The organism is Streptococcus sp. HMSC074F05 (genome assembly GCF_001808725.1).
Lineage (GTDB): Bacteria > Bacillota > Bacilli > Lactobacillales > Streptococcaceae > Streptococcus > Streptococcus parasanguinis_I.
Genome location: NZ_KV794411.1, coordinates 859481 through 877520 on the forward strand (window position 1 = coordinate 859481; position 18040 = coordinate 877520).

The 18040-nt window shown below is 41.6% G+C and carries 14 protein-coding genes; 5 read left to right on the top strand and 9 right to left on the bottom strand.

The window, feature by feature from the left end:
- Positions 1 to 39 precede the first annotated feature (39 nt).
- From ftsX to prfB, 3 genes are all read right to left on the bottom strand, one after another.
- The gene (gene ftsX / locus HMPREF2685_RS07880; RefSeq protein ID WP_042759907.1) at positions 40 to 966 is read right to left on the bottom strand and encodes a permease-like cell division protein FtsX; all 927 of its coding nucleotides are present in this window, start codon (positions 964 to 966) and stop codon (positions 40 to 42) included.
- Positions 959 to 1651 (bottom strand): cell division ATP-binding protein FtsE, encoded by a 693-nt coding sequence (ftsE, locus tag HMPREF2685_RS07885; protein ID WP_003008021.1) that lies wholly within the window; start codon positions 1649 to 1651, stop codon positions 959 to 961. The genes ftsX and ftsE overlap by 8 nt, the downstream gene beginning before the upstream one ends.
- Before the next feature lie 44 nt (positions 1652 to 1695).
- Positions 1696 to 2791, bottom strand: a protein-coding gene (gene prfB, locus HMPREF2685_RS07890) for a peptide chain release factor 2 (protein ID WP_100209015.1) whose coding sequence is annotated in 2 segments (ribosomal slippage) — positions 1696 to 2718 and positions 2720 to 2791 — 1095 coding nt in all. Because the reading frame shifts where the segments join, the coding sequence is not laid out codon by codon here.
- Positions 2792 to 2965: 174 nt separating this feature from the next.
- On the opposite strand from prfB, the gene HMPREF2685_RS07895 reads away from it, so the two are divergent.
- Positions 2966 to 3823 (top strand): metallophosphoesterase, encoded by an 858-nt coding sequence (locus HMPREF2685_RS07895; RefSeq protein WP_070466283.1) that lies wholly within the window; start codon positions 2966 to 2968, stop codon positions 3821 to 3823.
- A gap of 28 nt (positions 3824 to 3851) precedes the next feature.
- Here the strand turns inward: HMPREF2685_RS07895 and HMPREF2685_RS07900 are convergent, their stop codons facing one another.
- The 3 genes from HMPREF2685_RS07900 to HMPREF2685_RS07910 form a co-directional block, all read right to left on the bottom strand.
- Positions 3852 to 4520, bottom strand: coding sequence for an MIP/aquaporin family protein (locus tag HMPREF2685_RS07900; protein ID WP_049514648.1), 669 nt, complete (start codon positions 4518 to 4520; stop codon positions 3852 to 3854).
- 121 nt (positions 4521 to 4641) lie between these two features.
- Positions 4642 to 7326: a cation-translocating P-type ATPase gene (locus HMPREF2685_RS07905; protein ID WP_070466285.1), complete on the bottom strand. Its 2685-nt coding sequence runs from the start codon at positions 7324 to 7326 to the stop codon at positions 4642 to 4644.
- Positions 7327 to 7529: 203 nt separating this feature from the next.
- Positions 7530 to 7913, bottom strand: a complete 384-nt coding sequence (locus HMPREF2685_RS07910) for a YwiB family protein (protein WP_049475354.1) — start codon at positions 7911 to 7913, stop codon at positions 7530 to 7532.
- A gap of 115 nt (positions 7914 to 8028) precedes the next feature.
- On the opposite strand from HMPREF2685_RS07910, the gene HMPREF2685_RS07915 reads away from it, so the two are divergent.
- From HMPREF2685_RS07915 to HMPREF2685_RS07930, 4 genes are read left to right on the top strand one after another with little or no spacing between them, the layout of a single operon-like run.
- Entirely contained in the window at positions 8029 to 9339 is a 1311-nt protein-coding gene (locus HMPREF2685_RS07915) for an HD domain-containing protein (RefSeq protein ID WP_013903868.1), read from the top strand.
- Positions 9329 to 10135, top strand: a complete 807-nt coding sequence (gene yidA / locus HMPREF2685_RS07920) for a sugar-phosphatase (protein ID WP_049507679.1) — start codon at positions 9329 to 9331, stop codon at positions 10133 to 10135. The genes HMPREF2685_RS07915 and yidA overlap by 11 nt, the downstream gene beginning before the upstream one ends.
- 3 nt (positions 10136 to 10138) lie before the next feature.
- Positions 10139 to 11350: an aminoacyltransferase gene (locus HMPREF2685_RS07925; RefSeq protein WP_031574026.1), complete on the top strand. Its 1212-nt coding sequence runs from the start codon at positions 10139 to 10141 to the stop codon at positions 11348 to 11350.
- 6 nt (positions 11351 to 11356) lie between these two features.
- On the top strand, positions 11357 to 12592 hold the full coding sequence (locus HMPREF2685_RS07930) for an aminoacyltransferase (RefSeq protein ID WP_070466287.1): 1236 nt from the start codon (positions 11357 to 11359) through the stop codon (positions 12590 to 12592).
- Between the two features lie 222 nt (positions 12593 to 12814).
- Here the strand turns inward: HMPREF2685_RS07930 and tpiA are convergent, their stop codons facing one another.
- The 3 genes from tpiA to ppc form a co-directional block, all read right to left on the bottom strand.
- Entirely contained in the window at positions 12815 to 13573 is a 759-nt protein-coding gene (gene tpiA / locus HMPREF2685_RS07935; protein ID WP_070466289.1) for a triose-phosphate isomerase, read from the bottom strand.
- 164 nt (positions 13574 to 13737) lie between these two features.
- Positions 13738 to 14934 carry an elongation factor Tu gene (gene tuf, locus HMPREF2685_RS07940; RefSeq protein WP_003008055.1) on the bottom strand — a complete coding sequence of 399 codons (1197 nt, stop codon included), beginning with the start codon at positions 14932 to 14934 and terminating at the stop codon, positions 13738 to 13740.
- A 279-nt stretch (positions 14935 to 15213) separates the two neighbouring features.
- Positions 15214 to 18039 carry a phosphoenolpyruvate carboxylase gene (ppc, locus tag HMPREF2685_RS07945; protein WP_070466713.1) on the bottom strand — a complete coding sequence of 942 codons (2826 nt, stop codon included), beginning with the start codon at positions 18037 to 18039 and terminating at the stop codon, positions 15214 to 15216.
- Position 18040 lies beyond the last annotated feature (1 nt).

Consider the following 18040-nt stretch of genomic DNA (forward strand, 5'->3'; position numbering starts at 1 on the left):
AAAGTAAACAAAAAAAGCAAGTGCGAACTTGCTTTTTTATTATATCTTAAGAAAACGTCTCATGGAGATTGAAGAACCAATCGCTCCAATCAAAATTCCTAATCCAAAGAGGCCACCGACCATGATCGGTACCAAGAGATGAGGACTATAGAGATACAAGTTTTGATCTGCCAAATTATTGTTCATAGATGTATAGACAACATTATAAACGTAGAAGACTAAAGCTGAAGGAACCAAGGCTCCCAAAAGACCGATCCAAGCACCTTCTAAAAGGAATGGTGCACGAATATAGCCATTTTTTGCTCCTACCAGTCGCATAATCTTAATCTCACGACTACGTGAAATGATGGTAATCCGAATGGTATTTGAAATCAAGAAGACTGCGATGAAGATCAATAAAGCTACACCAATCAAGCCCCAGTTTCGGATGAAGGTTCCAAGAGCGAACAAGCGTTGGGTATCGACCCCACCATCTTTAACTTCAGAGACCCCTTCAATTTTTTTGGCATCAGCCGAAACTTGCTTTACATATTTAGGAGCTGTTGTCTCTACATAATAAGCATCATAGAGAGGATTGGCATCTCCATCAAAAATCTTCCAGTTGTTCCCAGCCGTTTTGATCAGTTTATCATACTGCTCTTCCTTGCTAGAAAAATCAACCTTGTCAACATGCTTCATGGCTGTCAGAGCATCGTAGACCTTATGGTAGTTTTCATTGGTCACGGTTTGACCGTCTTTTTCAATCTGCTCGCTCTGATCTTGAATATCCTTGCGCATGTATACTACAACCCGCACACTGTTTTGAATATCATCTGAAAGCTTGATGGTATTGGCAATAACTGAGGCGAAAATAGCAACCAAGCTAAGGGTAATCATAACCGAGCTGACCGCTGCAATCGTCATCCAACCATTTCGTTTCAAGCTTTTAAGCGATTCGATTAAGTGTCGGAAAAATCTTCTAATCATCGTATCCGTACTCTCCTTCCGCTTCATCACGCACTACACGACCATTTTCAATCGCGATGACACGGTGACGTAAAGTATTTACAATCTGGCTATTGTGGGTCGCCATCAATACTGTGGTCCCTTGCAGATTAATCCGCTCCAAAAGATTCATGATTTCCCATGAATTATCTGGGTCCAAGTTCCCCGTTGGCTCATCCGCAATCAAGACTTTCGGATTGTTGACGATCGCACGAGCAATCGCAATCCGTTGTTGCTCCCCACCGGACAATTCATTCGGGAATGAGCGGACCTTGTGTTTCAATCCGACAAGATCCAAAACTTCCATAACACGCTTTTTAATATTGCGACGGCGCTCACCGATAACTTGCATTGCGTAGGCAATATTTTCATAAACGGTTTTCTTTGGAAGCAATTTATAATCTTGGAAGACCACTCCCACATTGCGTCGCAACATAGGAATATCGCGTTTTTTGATTTTATCCAAATCAAAATCAGCTACTTTCAAACTTCCTTTATCGTGTTTGACTTCACGGTATAAAAGTCGAATAAAGGTCGACTTCCCTGCACCAGAAGGTCCTACGATGTAGGCAAATTCTCCTGGTTCAATTTGGACAGAGACCCCGCGAAGGGCCGTCGTCCCGTTGTCATACTTTTTGACAACATCTTTCATTTCAATCATTGACATGTAATGAAATTCCTCTCATTCTTTTCTGGTTGATTCCCTCGAGGTTATTGGAGACGCCATTTAAGGTAGGCATCGATAAAGCCATCGATATCTCCATCCATCACCTTGTCCACCTGCGCTACTTCGTAGTTGGTCCGGTGGTCCTTAACCATGGTATAAGGGGTAAAAACATAGGAGCGGATTTGACTTCCCCAGGTGATTTCTTTTTTATCCCCTTTTAGAGAATCCACTTCTGCTGCTTTTTTCTCTTGCTCTAATTGGTAGAGTTTAGCTTGCAACATCTTCATCGCACGATCACGGTTCCCGTATTGGGTCCGATCCACGGTGGACGCCACTACAATCCCTGTCGGAATGTGGGTCAAGCGCACCCCTGTAGAGACCTTGTTGACGTTTTGTCCACCAGCTCCACCAGAGCGGAAGGTGTCCATCTTGATATCATCATCACGAACTTCGACTTCGATGGTATCGTCTAATTCGGGCATGACCTCAACAGATGTAAAGGAGGTATGACGACGTTTAGCGGAGTCAAATGGAGAGATCCGAACCAAACGGTGAACGCCCATTTCAGATTTCAGAAGACCGTATGCATGTGGCCCTTCAAAGGATAGGGTCACAGACTTGATTCCAGCCTCATCTCCAGCCTGATAGTCCAAGACTTCAACTTTAAATCCGTGGGCATTTCCAAAACGAGTATACATCCGAAGAAGCATGTCGCCCCAGTCCTGAGCTTCTGTTCCTCCTGAACCTGGGTGGATTTCTAGGATGGCATTATTATTGTCATAGGGTTCAGACAATAGCAAGGTCATCTCATAGCTGGTCATACGTTTATCCAGCTCCTCCAACTTCTCGATCAATTCTTCCTTGACCGAATCGTCTTCTGCCAAAAAGTCCAGTAAGATTTCTGACTCATCAAAGAGATCCACCATTTGATGGAAATTTTCATAGGTCTGCTTGAGTTCATTTAATTCTTGAGATGTCTTTTGCGCAGCAATATTATCATCCCAAAAATCAGGTTCTGTCATTTTATTTTCTAAAATGGCAATTTCTTCTTCCAATGCCTCTAAGTCAAAGAGACCCCCTGAAAGAAGCTAATTTTTCACGATTTGCGTCAATTTTTTGACGAATTTCTGAAATGTCCATAAGTACCTCTTTCTATGTATCTAGTCTATTATATCATAACCTTCACTATTTGCCCACCTTCCAATATTGGATCTGCTGGTTGACTACTGCCAAGCCAGCTAATTTTCAACATTTTTCCATTCATTTGTAACCTAATTGTTAGAAAAAAAGATCCTCTTATGCTAGACTGGTAGCATGACAATAGTAGCTTTTATGTCCGATTTACATATTGATTCGAACAACTTCGGTAAAGAAGAATTAGAGACCCTGATCACTCTTTTCAAGGACAAAAAAATTCAACATCTCCATATTGCAGGAGATATTGCCAACGGCTTTGAAAAGACCTCACAGAAATTTTTAGACCAACTTCATTGTCATCTTCCAGTGACCTTTAGCTTGGGAAATCATGATATGCTGGGCCTATCAGAAGAAGCCATGAGACCTTTTGAATTTCAAAAGATTCCTTTTTCAAAGCATACACTCCTTGCCTTTTCGGGCTGGTATGACTACAGCTTTGTTCCTACTATCTCTCCCCAAAAACATCTCCAAACCAAGAATCTGTTTTGGTTTGACAGACGTCTCCAACGAAGGGGATCTGATCCAGCCATTACCCAACGTCTGTTGCAAGAGCTCGAAACAGAACTCATGCGTGTAGACCAACCCTTGATCATCGCTATGCACTTTGTTCCTCATAGTCAGTTTCTCCTGCGCCACCCTTATTTTGAACGCTTTAATGCTTTTCTAGGGAGCCAAGCCTTTCATGAACTGTTTAGACAATATCCTGTCAGAGAAGTGATTTTTGGTCATAGCCATCACCGAATGCCAGCAACAACGATTGACACCATCACCTATCATGCCAGACCTTTAGGCTATGTCCGAGAATGGGAGCTCTGCAAGCAATTTTTCGAAGCTTTTCCTGAATATGATTTTCCAAAACGATACGATCCCTACAAACGCTATCGCAGAATCAAAGACCTCCCCGAATTTAAAGCATACAAGAAAAAACAGCTCGCTCATGAATTTTCTCAAGCCATGACGATCCTTAAACTATAAAAAAATTGGTTCCTTCGGAACCAATTTTTTACTCTTCTGTATCCAAGAGATTTTTTGCAACGATTGCAGCCAGAACACCACCGACAATTGGAGCCAAGATAAAGATCCAAATTTGTTGAAGAGCCGCACCACCAACAAAGAGGGCAGGCGCCAAGCTACGAGCTGGGTTAACAGAAAGTCCTGTAATGTTCAAACCAACAAGAATAATCAAAGTCAAGCTCAAACCGATCACAAGACCAGCGATCTTCCCATTACCTTTGCTAGCTGATGTCACTGTCATGATGACTAAGATAAAGATAAAGGACGCAATCACTTCAAACAAGAAACCGCCAAATGGAGTCACTCCTTTAGCCAAGGCATTTTCACCAAGACTAGCTGTTGACATACCTGAATTTGACAAGAGGAAGAGAACTGTTGCAGACGCGAGAACCGCACCCACTACTTGCGCTGCAATATAATTAACCAAGTCCTTTGAAGACAAGCGTTTGTTCACAAACATGGCAATCGAAACAGCCGGGTTCAAGTGGGCACCAGAAACAGTCCCAATTGAGTAAGCTGCTGCAACAATGGATAAACCGAATGCCAAGGCAATTCCTAAATGTCCCAGACCTTCTGTCCCATTTCCAAAAACAACTGCGCCAGTCCCGATAAAGACAAGCATAAATGTGCCGATTACTTCAGCAAAAAACTTTTTCATAACTAAGTTTCCTTTCTTCAAACTGTTGACTAGTTTATCAAAAATCCACACGTACCTCAAGAAATATGCCCAGTCTATTTTGCCCGCAAAAAAAGCCATCCAAAGATGACTTTTTTTATGTTTAAATGGCGTTTTTATCTTTTCCAAGTGCACGTTGAACGGCTTTAACAATCTCAACGAGAACAACAATCAAGAGCGAACCAATCATAACTGCTAACCATTGTGTCAAACTCAAATGAGAGACATGGAAGAGTTTGTTAAATCCAGGGACAATGATGGTCGCCATCAAGAGAACAAAGGCAACTGGAATCGACCAGTTAAAGCTCTTGTTCTTGAAGAGTCCCACTTTAAAGATCGATTGGTAAACCGATTTAACGTTAAAGGCATGGAGCAATTGGATCAAACCAAGAGTTGCAAATGCCATGGTCAAAGCGTCTGCATGGATTTCGGCACGAGTCGCATGTTCTGGAGAGAGCAAAGCCCAGCCATAAACACCAAGAACCAGCATGGTTTGGAAGATACCTTGATAAAGAATAGCTCCGAAGACCCCACCGTCAAAGAAGTTAGATTTACGTCCACGAGGTTTGTGGCTCATGACACCTGGCTCAGCTGGTTCCACACCAAGAGCGATGGCTGGAAGCGTATCGGTTACCAAGTTGATCCAGAGAAGATGCACTGGTTGCAATACATCCCAACCAAAGAGGGTTGCAAAGAAGATGGTGAAGACCTCAGCCATATTGGCAGACAAGAGGTATTGGATAGATTTTTGGATATTTGAGAAGACCTTCCGTCCTTCTTCTACCGCTACGATAATGGTTGCAAAGTTATCATCTGCAAGGACCATGTCTGAAGCTCCCTTAGAAACTTCTGTACCTGTAATCCCCATACCGATACCGATATCAGCTGTCTTAAGTGATGGTGCATCGTTGACCCCATCCCCTGTCATGGCAACAACTTTGCCTTCATTTTGCCAAGCTTTCACGATCCGAACCTTGTGTTCAGGTGATACACGCGCATAGACAGAATATTGCTTGAAGACTTTTTGGAATTCTTCGTCAGAGAGTTCATTCAACTCAGCCCCTGTGAAGACATGGTCTTCGGTATCATTTGGATCGATGATTCCCAGACGTTTGGCAATAGCTTCTGCTGTATCTTGGTGGTCACCAGTGATCATGATCGGACGGATACCCGCTTCCTTAGCGACACGGACAGCTTCTGCAGCTTCTGGACGCTCAGGGTCAATCATACCGACCAAACCAGAGAAGATCAGGTCAGACTCAACAATTTCAGACTCCAAAGTTGGAATTTCCTTGCTTGTCTTATAAGCCATCATCAAGACACGAAGGGCTTGTTTAGCCAAGTCTTTGTTGGTAGCAAGGATAGCTTTCTTATCTTCATCCGTGATAGGACGAACTTCCCCATTGACTTCAATACGCGTCACACGTTTGAGCAATTGGTCAGGCGCACCCTTCACAGCGATAAAGTAAGAACCGTTTTCTTCTTTATGGATGGTAGACATAAGCTTACGGTCTGAGTCAAATGGCAATTCAGCTACACGTGGCTCATCCTTCAAGACTTCACGAACATCAAAGTTGTGATCTAAGCCAAACTGCACCAAGGCAGTTTCTGTTGGGTCCCCAATCAACTTGCCAGATGGGTCCACTTTGGTATCATTGGCAAAGTTCATGATACGAAGGGTATTGTTGCTAGCAGCTATCTCAGTTGCTGCACTTTGTAATTGACCGTTGGTATAGACTTTTTCAACCGTCATTTGGTTCATGGTCAAAGTACCTGTTTTATCAGATGCGATGATTTCTGTTGAACCAAGTGTTTCAACGGCTGGCAATTTACGAACAATCGAATTGCGTTTGGCAAGGGTTGTTGTTCCCAAAGAAAGAACGATGGTTACAATGGCAGGAAGTCCTTCTGGAATCGCCGCAACCGCAAGGGCAACAGCTACCATCAAGCCTTCCAATGGATGTTCCCCACGAACGAAGACACCAACTAAGAAAGTAATGACCGCAATCACAACAATTAAGTAAGTCAAGGCTTTAGATAATTGTTCCAAGCTTTGCTTCAATGGTGTTTCAGTCTCATCGGCATTAGCCAACATATCTGCAATCTTACCAACTTCTGTATACATACCAGTGTTTGTTACGACACCAATACCACGACCATAAGTTACATTTGAGTTTTGGTAACCCATATTAACGCGGTCCCCAATACCAGCATCTGCTTCAACAAGTCCTGTCACATCTTTTTCAACTGGCACAGACTCCCCTGTAAGAGCTGCTTCTTCAATTTTAAGAGAAGCTGCTTCAAACAAACGCATATCTGCAGGCACGACATCTCCCGCTTCAAGCAAGACGATATCTCCGGGTACCAATTCTTTTGAGTCAATCTCAATAACATGGCCATCACGACGAACACGAGCCATGGGGCTAGACATATTTTTCAGAGCTTCAATGGCTGCTTCTGCTTGCCCTTCTTGGTAAACCCCAAAGGCAGCATTCAAGACAACAACGGCCAAGATGATCATGGCATCCGTTAGACCGTCCATTCCTTCTGTAATCACAGAAAGTGCCGCTGCCACAAGCAAGATGATAATCATCAAATCCTTAAATTGATCAAGGAATTTAGCTAGTAGGCTACGTTTTTCACCCTCTTCCAACTCATTACGACCATAATTCGCTAAGCGTTCTTGAGCCTGGGCGGTTGACAAACCTTCGACAGATGAGTCCAAGTTCTTTAGGACTTCCTCAGAAGATTGCGTGTAAAACAAATCTTTATTTTGTTCTTTTGACAAAACAGTCTCCTCCTTTTTGGCCTCTTTTTACAAAAAAAGAGACCTGTTTTTTAAAAAAACAAGTCTCGCTGTTTAATATAGTGCCGGAAATAATTCGTAATGACGACACTATCGCGGAAAACCGCCAGCTACTCCCTTGAGTGGTTTTATTATACCATTTTTATAGAATAAAGCAAGCGGGATCTCTAATAATTTAATGAGGTCTATTCTTCCCATTCCACTAGTAATTGATAATTAGCAAATTCCTGTTCTCCATCGAGAGTTAACAAGCGATAAGAGACTTGCAAATGACCTGCTTCTAATTGAAAGAAATCTGTTGTAATCAAAAACTGCTGAATGCCCATCGGAGTTGGGATGATTGCCCCACCATCTTCATTTTTGTAGAAACGCATGATGGATTTAGGACTTGAGAAACGTGTCATGACCAATTCGTCATTGGAAAATTTCAAAGCAACCTTTTCATCTTCTTCATTGGTATACAAGAGATACTGAAAACCTGCTTTTTCCTTCCATTCACCTTGATAGTACTGATCAACGATTTCCATTTCTTCTCCAAATCGAATGGTATTTTGAATGCGAATCTGCATCTTTGTCTCCTTCTCTTCTTTTCTTGCCTTACTATTCTATCAAATTTTACGCATTTTGACTGCCCCTATTAGCCTCTATATCGCAAAATAGGCTTTTTTTTGCTATAATAGACCCATGAATGAAAAAGTCTTTCGCGATCCCGTGCATGATTACGTTCATGTGGATCATCCCATCATTTATCAATTAATTAATAGTAAAGAATTTCAACGACTACGCCGCATCAAACAACTGGGGACATCTGGTTTTACCTTCCACGGTGGGGAGCATAGTCGTTTTTCTCACTGTCTTGGCGCCTATGAAATTTCAAGACGCATTCTATCCATTTTTGAGGAGAAGTATGCAGAGCAATGGAATTCTGATGAAAACTTACTGACCATGACAGCCGCTCTTCTTCATGACATTGGACATGGTGCTTATTCTCATACCTTCGAAGGACTCTTTGGAACCGATCATGAAAAAATGACCCAGCTGATCATCACCAGCCCAGAGACGGAGGTCAATCAGATCCTCTTGCAAGTGGCTCCTGATTTCCCAAATCGTGTAGCCAGCGTCATTGATCATACCTATCCCAATAAACAAGTGGTGCAATTAATTTCTAGTCAGATTGATGTGGACCGAATGGATTATTTACTGCGGGATGCCTATTTTACGGGTGCTTCCTATGGAAAATTTGACTTGACCCGTATTTTGCGCGTCATTCGACCGATTGAAAATGGCATTGCCTTCCAACAAAATGGCATGCACGCTGTCGAGGATTACGTGGTCAGCCGTTACCAAATGTATATGCAGGTCTACTTCCACCCGGCTACTCGTGCCATGGAAGTCCTCCTTCAAAATCTTCTCAAACGAGCTAGAACCATTTATCCAGATCAGAAAGAGTATTTTCAACTGACTTCACCTCGCTTGATTCCATTTTTTGAAGAAGAGGTCACCATTCAAGACTACCTAAATCTAGATGACGGTGTGATGAATACCTATTTCCAAGTCTGGATGGATAGTCCGGATACCATCTTGTCTGATCTTGCTCAGCGATATATTAATCGGAAAGTCTTTAAATCGATTCTATTTACAGAAGATAAACGAAAAGACTTAGCAATCCTTGAAAAACTGATTAAAGAGGTTGGGTTTAATCCAACCTACTACACCGCTATTCATCAAAATTTCGATCTGCCCTACGATATTTATCGACCAGAGCTTGAAAAACCGCGGACCCAGATCGAGATGATCCGAAAAGATGGGAGTCTCGCTGAATTATCTCAGTTGTCTCCACTCGTCGCTGCTTTAGCAGGAACTCGCTATGGGGACAACCGCTTCTATTTTCCAAAAGAAATGCTGGAGGTTAATGGACTTTTCAGTAAGCAAGTAGAAGAATTCACTTCTTACATTACCAATGATTATTTTACAGGAGAGACGGATGTCCATTAAATTAGTTGCGATCGATATCGATGGTACACTCCTCAATTCAAAAAAAGAGATCACACCTTCCGTATTTGAAGCCATTCAAGATGCTAAAGCCGCAGGCGTTAAAATCGTGATCACAACCGGTCGTCCTATCGCAGGGGTCTCAAAACTTTTAAAAGAACTCCATTTGATGGATCCTGGAGACTATGTCATTACCTTTAATGGCGGTCTGGTGCAAGAAACTGCTACTGGAAAAGAACTCATCAAAGACCTTTTACATTATGAGGACTATCTCGATATCGAGTCTCTTGCTAACAAACTCCAAATCCACTCTCATGCTATTACTAAAGACGGCATCTATACCAGCAATCGCGATATCGGACGCTACACCATTCATGAATCTCAACTGGTCAATATGCCCCTTTATTACCGGACGCCTGAAGAAGTTCGTGAGAAAGAATTTGTCAAGGCCATGTATATCGATGAACCAGATATTCTAGATGCTGCGATTGCAAAAATCCCTAAAGAATTCAAGGATCGCTTCACTATGGTCAAATCAGCCCCTTTTTATTTAGAAATTCTAGGGAAAACAACCAATAAGGGATCAGCTGTTCTTCATCTAGCTGAACGACTTGGAATTCAGCAAGAAGAAACCATGGCCATCGGAGATGAGGAAAATGACCGTTCCATGCTAGAAGTCGTGGGACATGCCGTCGTTATGGAGAATGGCAATCCAGCTCTTAAAAAAATTGCTACAACTATTACCAAATCAAATGATGAATCTGGCGTTGCATACGCCATTAGAAAGTGGGTATTATAAGAAATGTACCATTACCAGCTAGGAATTTCTGCTAGTGAGCATGATGACTTTGTTATTCAGAGTGACCAAACTAATCTCTTACAAAGCAGCTCATGGGCAAAAATCAAAGATAATTGGGGAAATGAACGGGTTGGTTTTTATCAAGAAGACCAATTAGTCGCTGTTGCTAGCATCTTGATTCAACCCCTGCCACTTGGCTTTTCCATGCTCTACATTCCTCGAGGTCCAATCATGGATTACCAAAACAAAGAGCTGGTTTCATTTGTGATCCAGTCCCTTAAAAAGATAGCCAAACAATACAAGGCCTTGTTTGTGAAATTTGATCCAAGTCTTTTCTTGAGTAAACACTTGATTGGACAAGAAAAGACGGAAGCTCCTACTGTGCAAGCGATGATCGACACCTTAACTAAAGAAGGGGTTGAATGGACTGGCCGAACCAGTGATATGGCAGAAAATATCCAACCACGCTTTCAAGCAAATATCCACAAAGAGTTTTTCACCGAGCAAGATCTTTCAAAATCTACTCGACAAGCCATCCGAACTGCTCGAAACAAAGGAATCCAAGTCCAATTTGGCGGAACCGAATTGTTAGAGGACTTTGCTTCTCTCATGAAAAAGACTGAGGCTCGTAAAAGCATTCATTTACGTGGAAAAGACTACTACGAAAAACTGCTCACAACCTACCAAGGACAATCCTACATTACCTTGTCTACGCTAGATCTCGAGAAACGGAAAACCTCCCTTACAAAAGATCTTGAAAAAAACAAGGCAGAGGCTGAAAAATTCACAGAAAAAACAAAGCCTGGCAAGGTTGAGAATAACCAAAAAGAAAAAGAGCGGATAGAGGAAGAACTGCAATTTCTTGAACAGCATCTCCAAGCAGGTAGACAGATCGTTCCTTTATCTGGGACCTTAACCCTTGAATTCGGTGGGACGTCTGAAAATGTTTATGCAGGGATGGATGAAGAATTCCGCCGTTACCAACCTGCTATCCTCACCTGGTATGAAACTGCCCAACACGCTTTCGACCGTGGTGCTTCTTGGCAAAATATGGGGGGCATTGAAAATTCACTCGATGGTGGTCTCTATCATTTTAAATCTAAATTTAATCCTGTCATTGAAGAATTTGTTGGGGAATTCAACCTCCCAACCAGTCCACTCTATCCACTTGTAAACAAAGTCTACAAGATCCGGAAAAAATTAAGGAGTAAATAAAGTTACATGACTCTTACGACAATTTCAAAAGAAGAATTTACCTCATTTGCAAATACTGTCTCCCATCGCTCTTTTATCCAGTCTGCTGAAATGGCAGATCTGCTTAAAAAGCGAGGAAATACCGTCCAATTTATCGCTTGGAAGCAAGAAGATCAAGTCCAAGTGGCAGCAATCTTGTACAGTCTTCCTATGACAGGTGGTCTCCATATGGAAATCAATTCTGGCCCCCTTTACCAAGAGGAATCTATGCTAGAACCCTTCTATGCAGCCTTAAAAGACTATGCGAAAGAAAATGGGGCTATTGAACTCGTTATCAAGCCCTATGATACCTATCAAACCTTTGACAGTGACGGCAATCCAACCAGTGAAGAGCAAACCCATTTTATGGATACCCTAAAAAAATTGGGCTATCAGCATGATGGTTTAACAACAGGTTATCCAGGTGGAGAAGGTGATTGGCATTATGTGAAAGATATGGAGGGTATCACCGAAAAAAATCTTCTCAAGAGCTTCAGTAAAAAAGGAAAGCCACTTGTCAAGAAAGCCAAATCTTTCGGTATTGAACTGAAACGATTAAACCGAGATGAACTGCAACTCTTTAAGGATATTACTTCCTCTACCAGTGACCGTCGCGACTATCAGGATAAGACCTTGGATTATTACCAAACTTTCTATGACAGTTTTGGCGACAATGCAGATTTCATGATCGCAACACTGAACTTCCACCATTACTACACGAATCTTGAAAAAGACCAAGGAAAACTAGCACAGAAGATTGAGAAATTACAGAAGGATCTTGAAGTCAACCCCAATTCAGAGAAAAAACAAAATCAACTTCGTGAATTCTCTAGCCAGTTTGATACCTTTGAGGTGAGAAAACAGGAAGCAAAAGAATATATTGAAAAATATGGAGATCAAGACGTCATTCTTGCAGGTAGCCTCTTCGTCTATATGCCACAAGAATCCACCTATTTATTCAGTGGCTCTTATACAGAATTTAATAAGTTCTATGCTCCTGCTGTTCTCCAGGAATATATGATGCTTGAAACCATCAAACGTGGCATCCCAAGATATAACTTCCTAGGTATTCAAGGAATCTTTGACGGGTCAGACGGTGTTCTTCGTTTCAAACAAAACTTCAATGGTTACATCGTCCGTAAGATGGGGACCTTCCGTTATTACCCAAGTCCTCTGAAATACAAACTGATTTCTCTCATTAAGAAACTATTAGGACGTTCCTAACTCAAAGGGAGTGGGAAAGAACTCCGACAAGTTAAAAAGAGTTCGTCTTCCCACCCCCGCACAGTTGATTAGGTCATCTTTGGAGCTTAAAAGGCGAACAAAGATGCCAATCAACCACTGCGTCTTGCACTTATTCCTATCAAACATCAAAGGCTGGACAGTTTTTGCCCAGCCTTTTTCTACTATAAAAAAGGCGAGAAACCTCTCGCCTTTTAGATGTCATTATTTAACGAAGTCAAGCAATGCCAAGAAGCTTTCTGGATCAAGTGATGCACCACCCACAAGAGCTCCGTCAACGTCTGGACAAGCCATGTATTCAGCAACGTTTTCAGGTTTCACTGAACCACCGTATTGAACACGTACTTTGTCAGCCACTTCTTGACCAAAGTCAGCAGCTACAACGTCACGAACAACTTTACACATTTTTTGTGCGTCGTCTTGTGAAGCTGATTTACCAGTACCGATCGCCCAGATTGGTTCGTATGCGATAACTGTTGAAGCGACTTGTTCTGCATTCAATCCTGCAAGAGCAGCTGAAACTTGAGCTCCTACGAATTCTGCTGCTTTACCAGCTTCGTAAGTTTCAAGGCTTTCACCACAACAGATGATTGGAAGCATACCGTTCGCAAAGATTGCTTTTGCTTTTTTGTTGATATCTTCATCAGTTTCATGGAAGTAGTCACGACGTTCTGAGTGACCGATAACAACGTAGTCAGTACCGATTTCTTTCAAAACTTGTGGGCTAGTTTCACCAGTGAAGGCACCAGCATTTTCAAAGTAAGTGTTTTGGGCAGCAACTTTAAGGTTTGAACCTTTAGCAGCAGCAAGAACAGTTGTCAAGTCAACTGCAGGAGCTGCAATACCAGCTTCAACAAGGTCAGCTGAAGGAAGTTTTGATGCTACAGCTTCAACGAATGCTTTTGCTTCTTCTGGATTTTTGTTCATTTTCCAGTTACCAGCGATAAATGGTTTACGTGACATTTCACATACCTCTTTTTTCTAATTTTATACTATCTATTTTACCATAATTTTCGTCATAATGAAAGGTTGCACAAGCTCATTTTACTTTTTACCAAAATAAAAACCCCGTCTTCACGGGGTTTTCTGTCTGTCTATATAATTGTTAATCTGGGAACTAGATCGAATTAAGCTTCGATTTCAGTAACCATACCTGAACCAACAGTACGTCCACCTTCACGGATTGAGAATGTAGTACCTTGTTCAACGGCGATTGGGTGGATCAACTCAACGTCGATAGTCACGTTATCACCAGGCATTACCATTTCAGTTCCAGCTGGAAGTTCGATAGATCCAGTTACGTCAGTTGTACGGAAGTAGAACTGTGGACGGTAGTTGTTGAAGAATGGAGTATGACGTCCACCTTCTTCTTTAGTAAGGATGTAAACTTCACCTTTGAATTTAGTGTGTGGGTTGATTGAACCTGGTTTAGCGATAACTTGTCCACGTTCGATTTCATCACGTTGGATACCACGAAGAAGCACACCAACGTTATCCCCTGCAAGACCTTCGTCAAGTTGTTTACGGAACATTTCAACACCAGTAACAACTGCTTTTTGGATTTCGTCTTTGATACCAACGATTTCGATTTCGTCGTTGACACGAACAACACCACGGTCGATACGTCCTGAAGCAACTGTACCACGTCCAGTGATTGAGAATACGTCTTCGACTGGAAGAAGCAATGGTTTGTCAGTATCGCGTTCTGGTTCTGGGATGTACTCATCAACAGTATCCATCAATTCCATGATGATGTCTTCATATTTAGAGTCACCTTCAAGAGCTTTAAGAGCTGAACCTTGGATAACTGGAAGGTCATCACCTGGGAAATCGTATTCTGAAAGAAGGTCACGGATTTCCATTTCAACCAATTCAAGCAATTCTTCATCGTCAACCAAGTCAACTTTGTTCATGAAGACGATCAAGTGTTTAACACCAACCTGACGTGAAAGAAGGATGTGTTCACGTGTTTGTGGCATTGGCCCGTCAGTTGAAGCTACTACAAGGATAGCTCCGTCCATTTGAGCGGCACCAGTGATCATGTTTTTAACGTAGTCCGCGTGTCCTGGAGCGTCGATGTGAGCGTAGTGACGTTTAGCAGTTTCGTACTCAACGTGTGCAGTGTTGATGGTGATACCGCGTTCGCGTTCTTCTGGAGCAGCATCGATAGACGCATAGTCTTTAGGTTGGTTAACTGATGAAGGCAAGCGACGTGCCAAAACAGTTGTGATTGCTGCAGTTAGGGTAGTTTTACCGTGGTCAACGTGTCCGATTGTACCGATGTTAACGTGCGGTTTACTACGATCGTATTTTTCTTTTGCCATTTGAGTAAAAGCCTCCAATAAAATATATTTTATAGATAGACAGTAGGCAATACAGTCTAACTTTCCTTACTATTCTATCGAATTTTAGATAAAATTGCAAGCCTTTTACCTATATTTTCTTAATTATTCCTCTTCTTTTCTTTTATTTTATCAGCTTGCTGAAAGATCCTGATCTAGCTTTGAAAATTCTCATTTAAAATCTGCTATTTAAGCCTTTCTGTACCTTTTGCTCCTTTGGGTTCAGGGAATAAAAAAATCGGAACAGTCGTTCCGATTTTTTTAACCTGAATTACGTAATCCTGTAGCCACTCCATTGATCGTAATATGGATTAGCTTGTCTTGATCGGCTGGTAATTGGCCGGTCCGTTGACGTCGAATCAGTTCTAACTGAATATAGTTCAAGACGTTAAAGTACGGCATCCGATAGTCCAAACTTTCTTTCAGATAAGGGTTCTCCGCGAGCAACTCGTCTTGTTCCTCAATCATCAAGATGATGTCCTTGGTCAATTGCCATTCATGTAAGATAATCTGATAGATATTGCGAACTTCTTCTTCTTCACACAATTGAGCGTACTCAAAGGCAATATCCATGTTGGCTTTGGATAAGACCATGTCCACATTTGACAAGAGAGATTGGAAGAAAGGCCAGTTTTTATACATGTATCGAAGGGTTTCGATATTCTCAGGATCCTCATCGATAAATTCCTTAAAGCTAGAACCTACTCCGTACCAACCAGGGAACATCACCCGACTTTGTGACCATGAGAAGACCCATGGGATAGCACGCAAACCACCGATTTCTGTAATGGTCTTACGAGCAGCAGGACGTGAACCAATATTAAAGCTAGAAATAGCTTTGATCGGACTTGATTCAAAGAAGTAATCATAGAAGTGCTCATTTCCAAAGACCAAATCACGATAGATATCGTAACTGCGATTCACGACTTTATCCATGACTTCCCCGAAACGATCAAACATAGAAAATGGACTCTTTTGTTCTGAAATCATGCGGTTAATAGTTGCAGAAACAAGCATCTCAAGGTTGTAGTAGGCGGCATCTTTGTTCCCGTATTTATTGCCGATCACTTCCCCTTGCTCCGTTAAGCGGATACGGTCATTAATAGATTTCAACGGTTGAGACGTGATGGCTTCATAGGTTGGACCTCCACCACGTCCAACGGTACCACCACGTCCATGGAAGAAGGTAATCTTCACTCCAAACTCATCTCCGATAGCGGTCAATTGTTGTTGGGCTTTAAAGAGGGTCCAACAAGAAGACAAGTAGCCACCATCCTTGTTAGAATCCGAGTAACCTAACATAATTTCTTGATAGTTGTTCTTAGAAGCAATCCAACGTTTGGCAATTGGAAGAGACAAGTAGCTTCTCATAGTTTCTTCTGAATGATCCAAATCTTCGATTGTTTCAAACAAAGGTACGATTTGCACGCGAGCTTTTTCAGTATCAACTAAGCCCACTTCTTTCAACATCACAGCCAATTCCAACATATCTGACACACTTGTTGCATGAGAAATGATGTTTTGACGAATGACTTCTTCTCCTAAACGATCCTTCAATTCACGGGCCGTTTGGAAAATTGCCAATTCTTTTTCAAGCAGTTCAGATTTTTCAGCATGGGTGGCTGATAAAATCCGTGGGTCTTCTAAGAGTTCTTTCAAGAGAACCTGACACTTTTCATCCTCTGATAAATCAGAATAATGGTCATTAATCCCTGCTGATTTCAATAATTCTGCTACACAGGCTTCATGCACACTAGAATCCTGGCGCATATCAATAGAGGCCAGATAGAATCCGAAAACATCGATGGCTTCTAGAAGTTCTGCTAACTCACCAGAAATTAAATACTCTGATTTGTTTTCTAACAAGGAATCTTTGATCTTTTCAAGGTCTTCTTTGAATTCTTGAGCAGAGGCATAAGCTGGAGCATCTTTCTCAGAAATTTTCTTTAAAGCTCCAGAGATACGATTGCCGATATAATCAGAAACTGGCCCTTGTTGATGAGCGTTTGCTCCTAATAACCTCTCGACAGCATAACGATCTTCTCTAGTTTCCCCAACCATCGTCCATTCTTTTAAGTTGACCAAGGTTTGGATCAATTTTGACTGGATATAGTGGAAAGCACGACGGTATGGTTCTTTTTCACGAAAGACAGATGTATCACTTGATAGGGCTGCCATTTCAGCTACTGCTTCACTTGTTTTAGAAAGACTCGTTGAAAGTGAGAAATGACGGTATAATTTAGAGATCTTTTCGATGTAATAGTTCAAAATGACTTCACTTTGAATGGTTGCTGAACGTTTCAAGGTCTCAGCAGTTACAAAAGGATTTCCGTCCCGGTCTCCCCCAATCCACATTCCCATTGTAATCGGACGTGGTTGTTCGAGTTCTAATCCATGCTCTTTTGCCAAGCGTTTGTATTCCAGCATAAGGTTTGGAACAGCTTGTAAAAAGGAGCTATTGTAATATTCCATGACATTGGTGATCTCATTTGTCACCTTCAATTTTTTGTCACGAATCATATCCGTTTGCATCATGATTTCAATATTACAACGAAGGTTATTATACCACTTGTTTTCATTAATCAATCCCGCTTTAACATCCCGGTGTTGACGAAGAAGAGCATGGATATGATTGGTCAGATCCAGCATAGTCTTTCTTTGCACTTGAGTTGGATGGGCTGTTAAAACCGGTACAATGTTGAGATTTTCAAGAATTTCTTGGGCATCTTCATTCTTCGCAACTTCTTTAATGGTTGAAGAAAGTTTTCCGAGGTAATCACCATCCACGTTATTCAAATGATTGATTTCATAGGCCAAATCGACATCTTCTGAGATGTTAATCAAGAGTGGTAAAATGGCAAAATAACGTGAAATCACTGTCATTTCTTCATTTGTCAATTGTTCCACTATTTGATTTAACTCACGATAGTTCTGTGTTTTTGATAGATCCTTCAACTGCCTAATTTTATCAAAGGTTTCCGGACGAACCAAATTTTTCGTAATATCATCTAATAAATTGGTTAAGATTTCGGCTTCTTCTTTGATAATATCTTTATTTGTGAAGTTCTCTAATTTTTGTAAGACCATT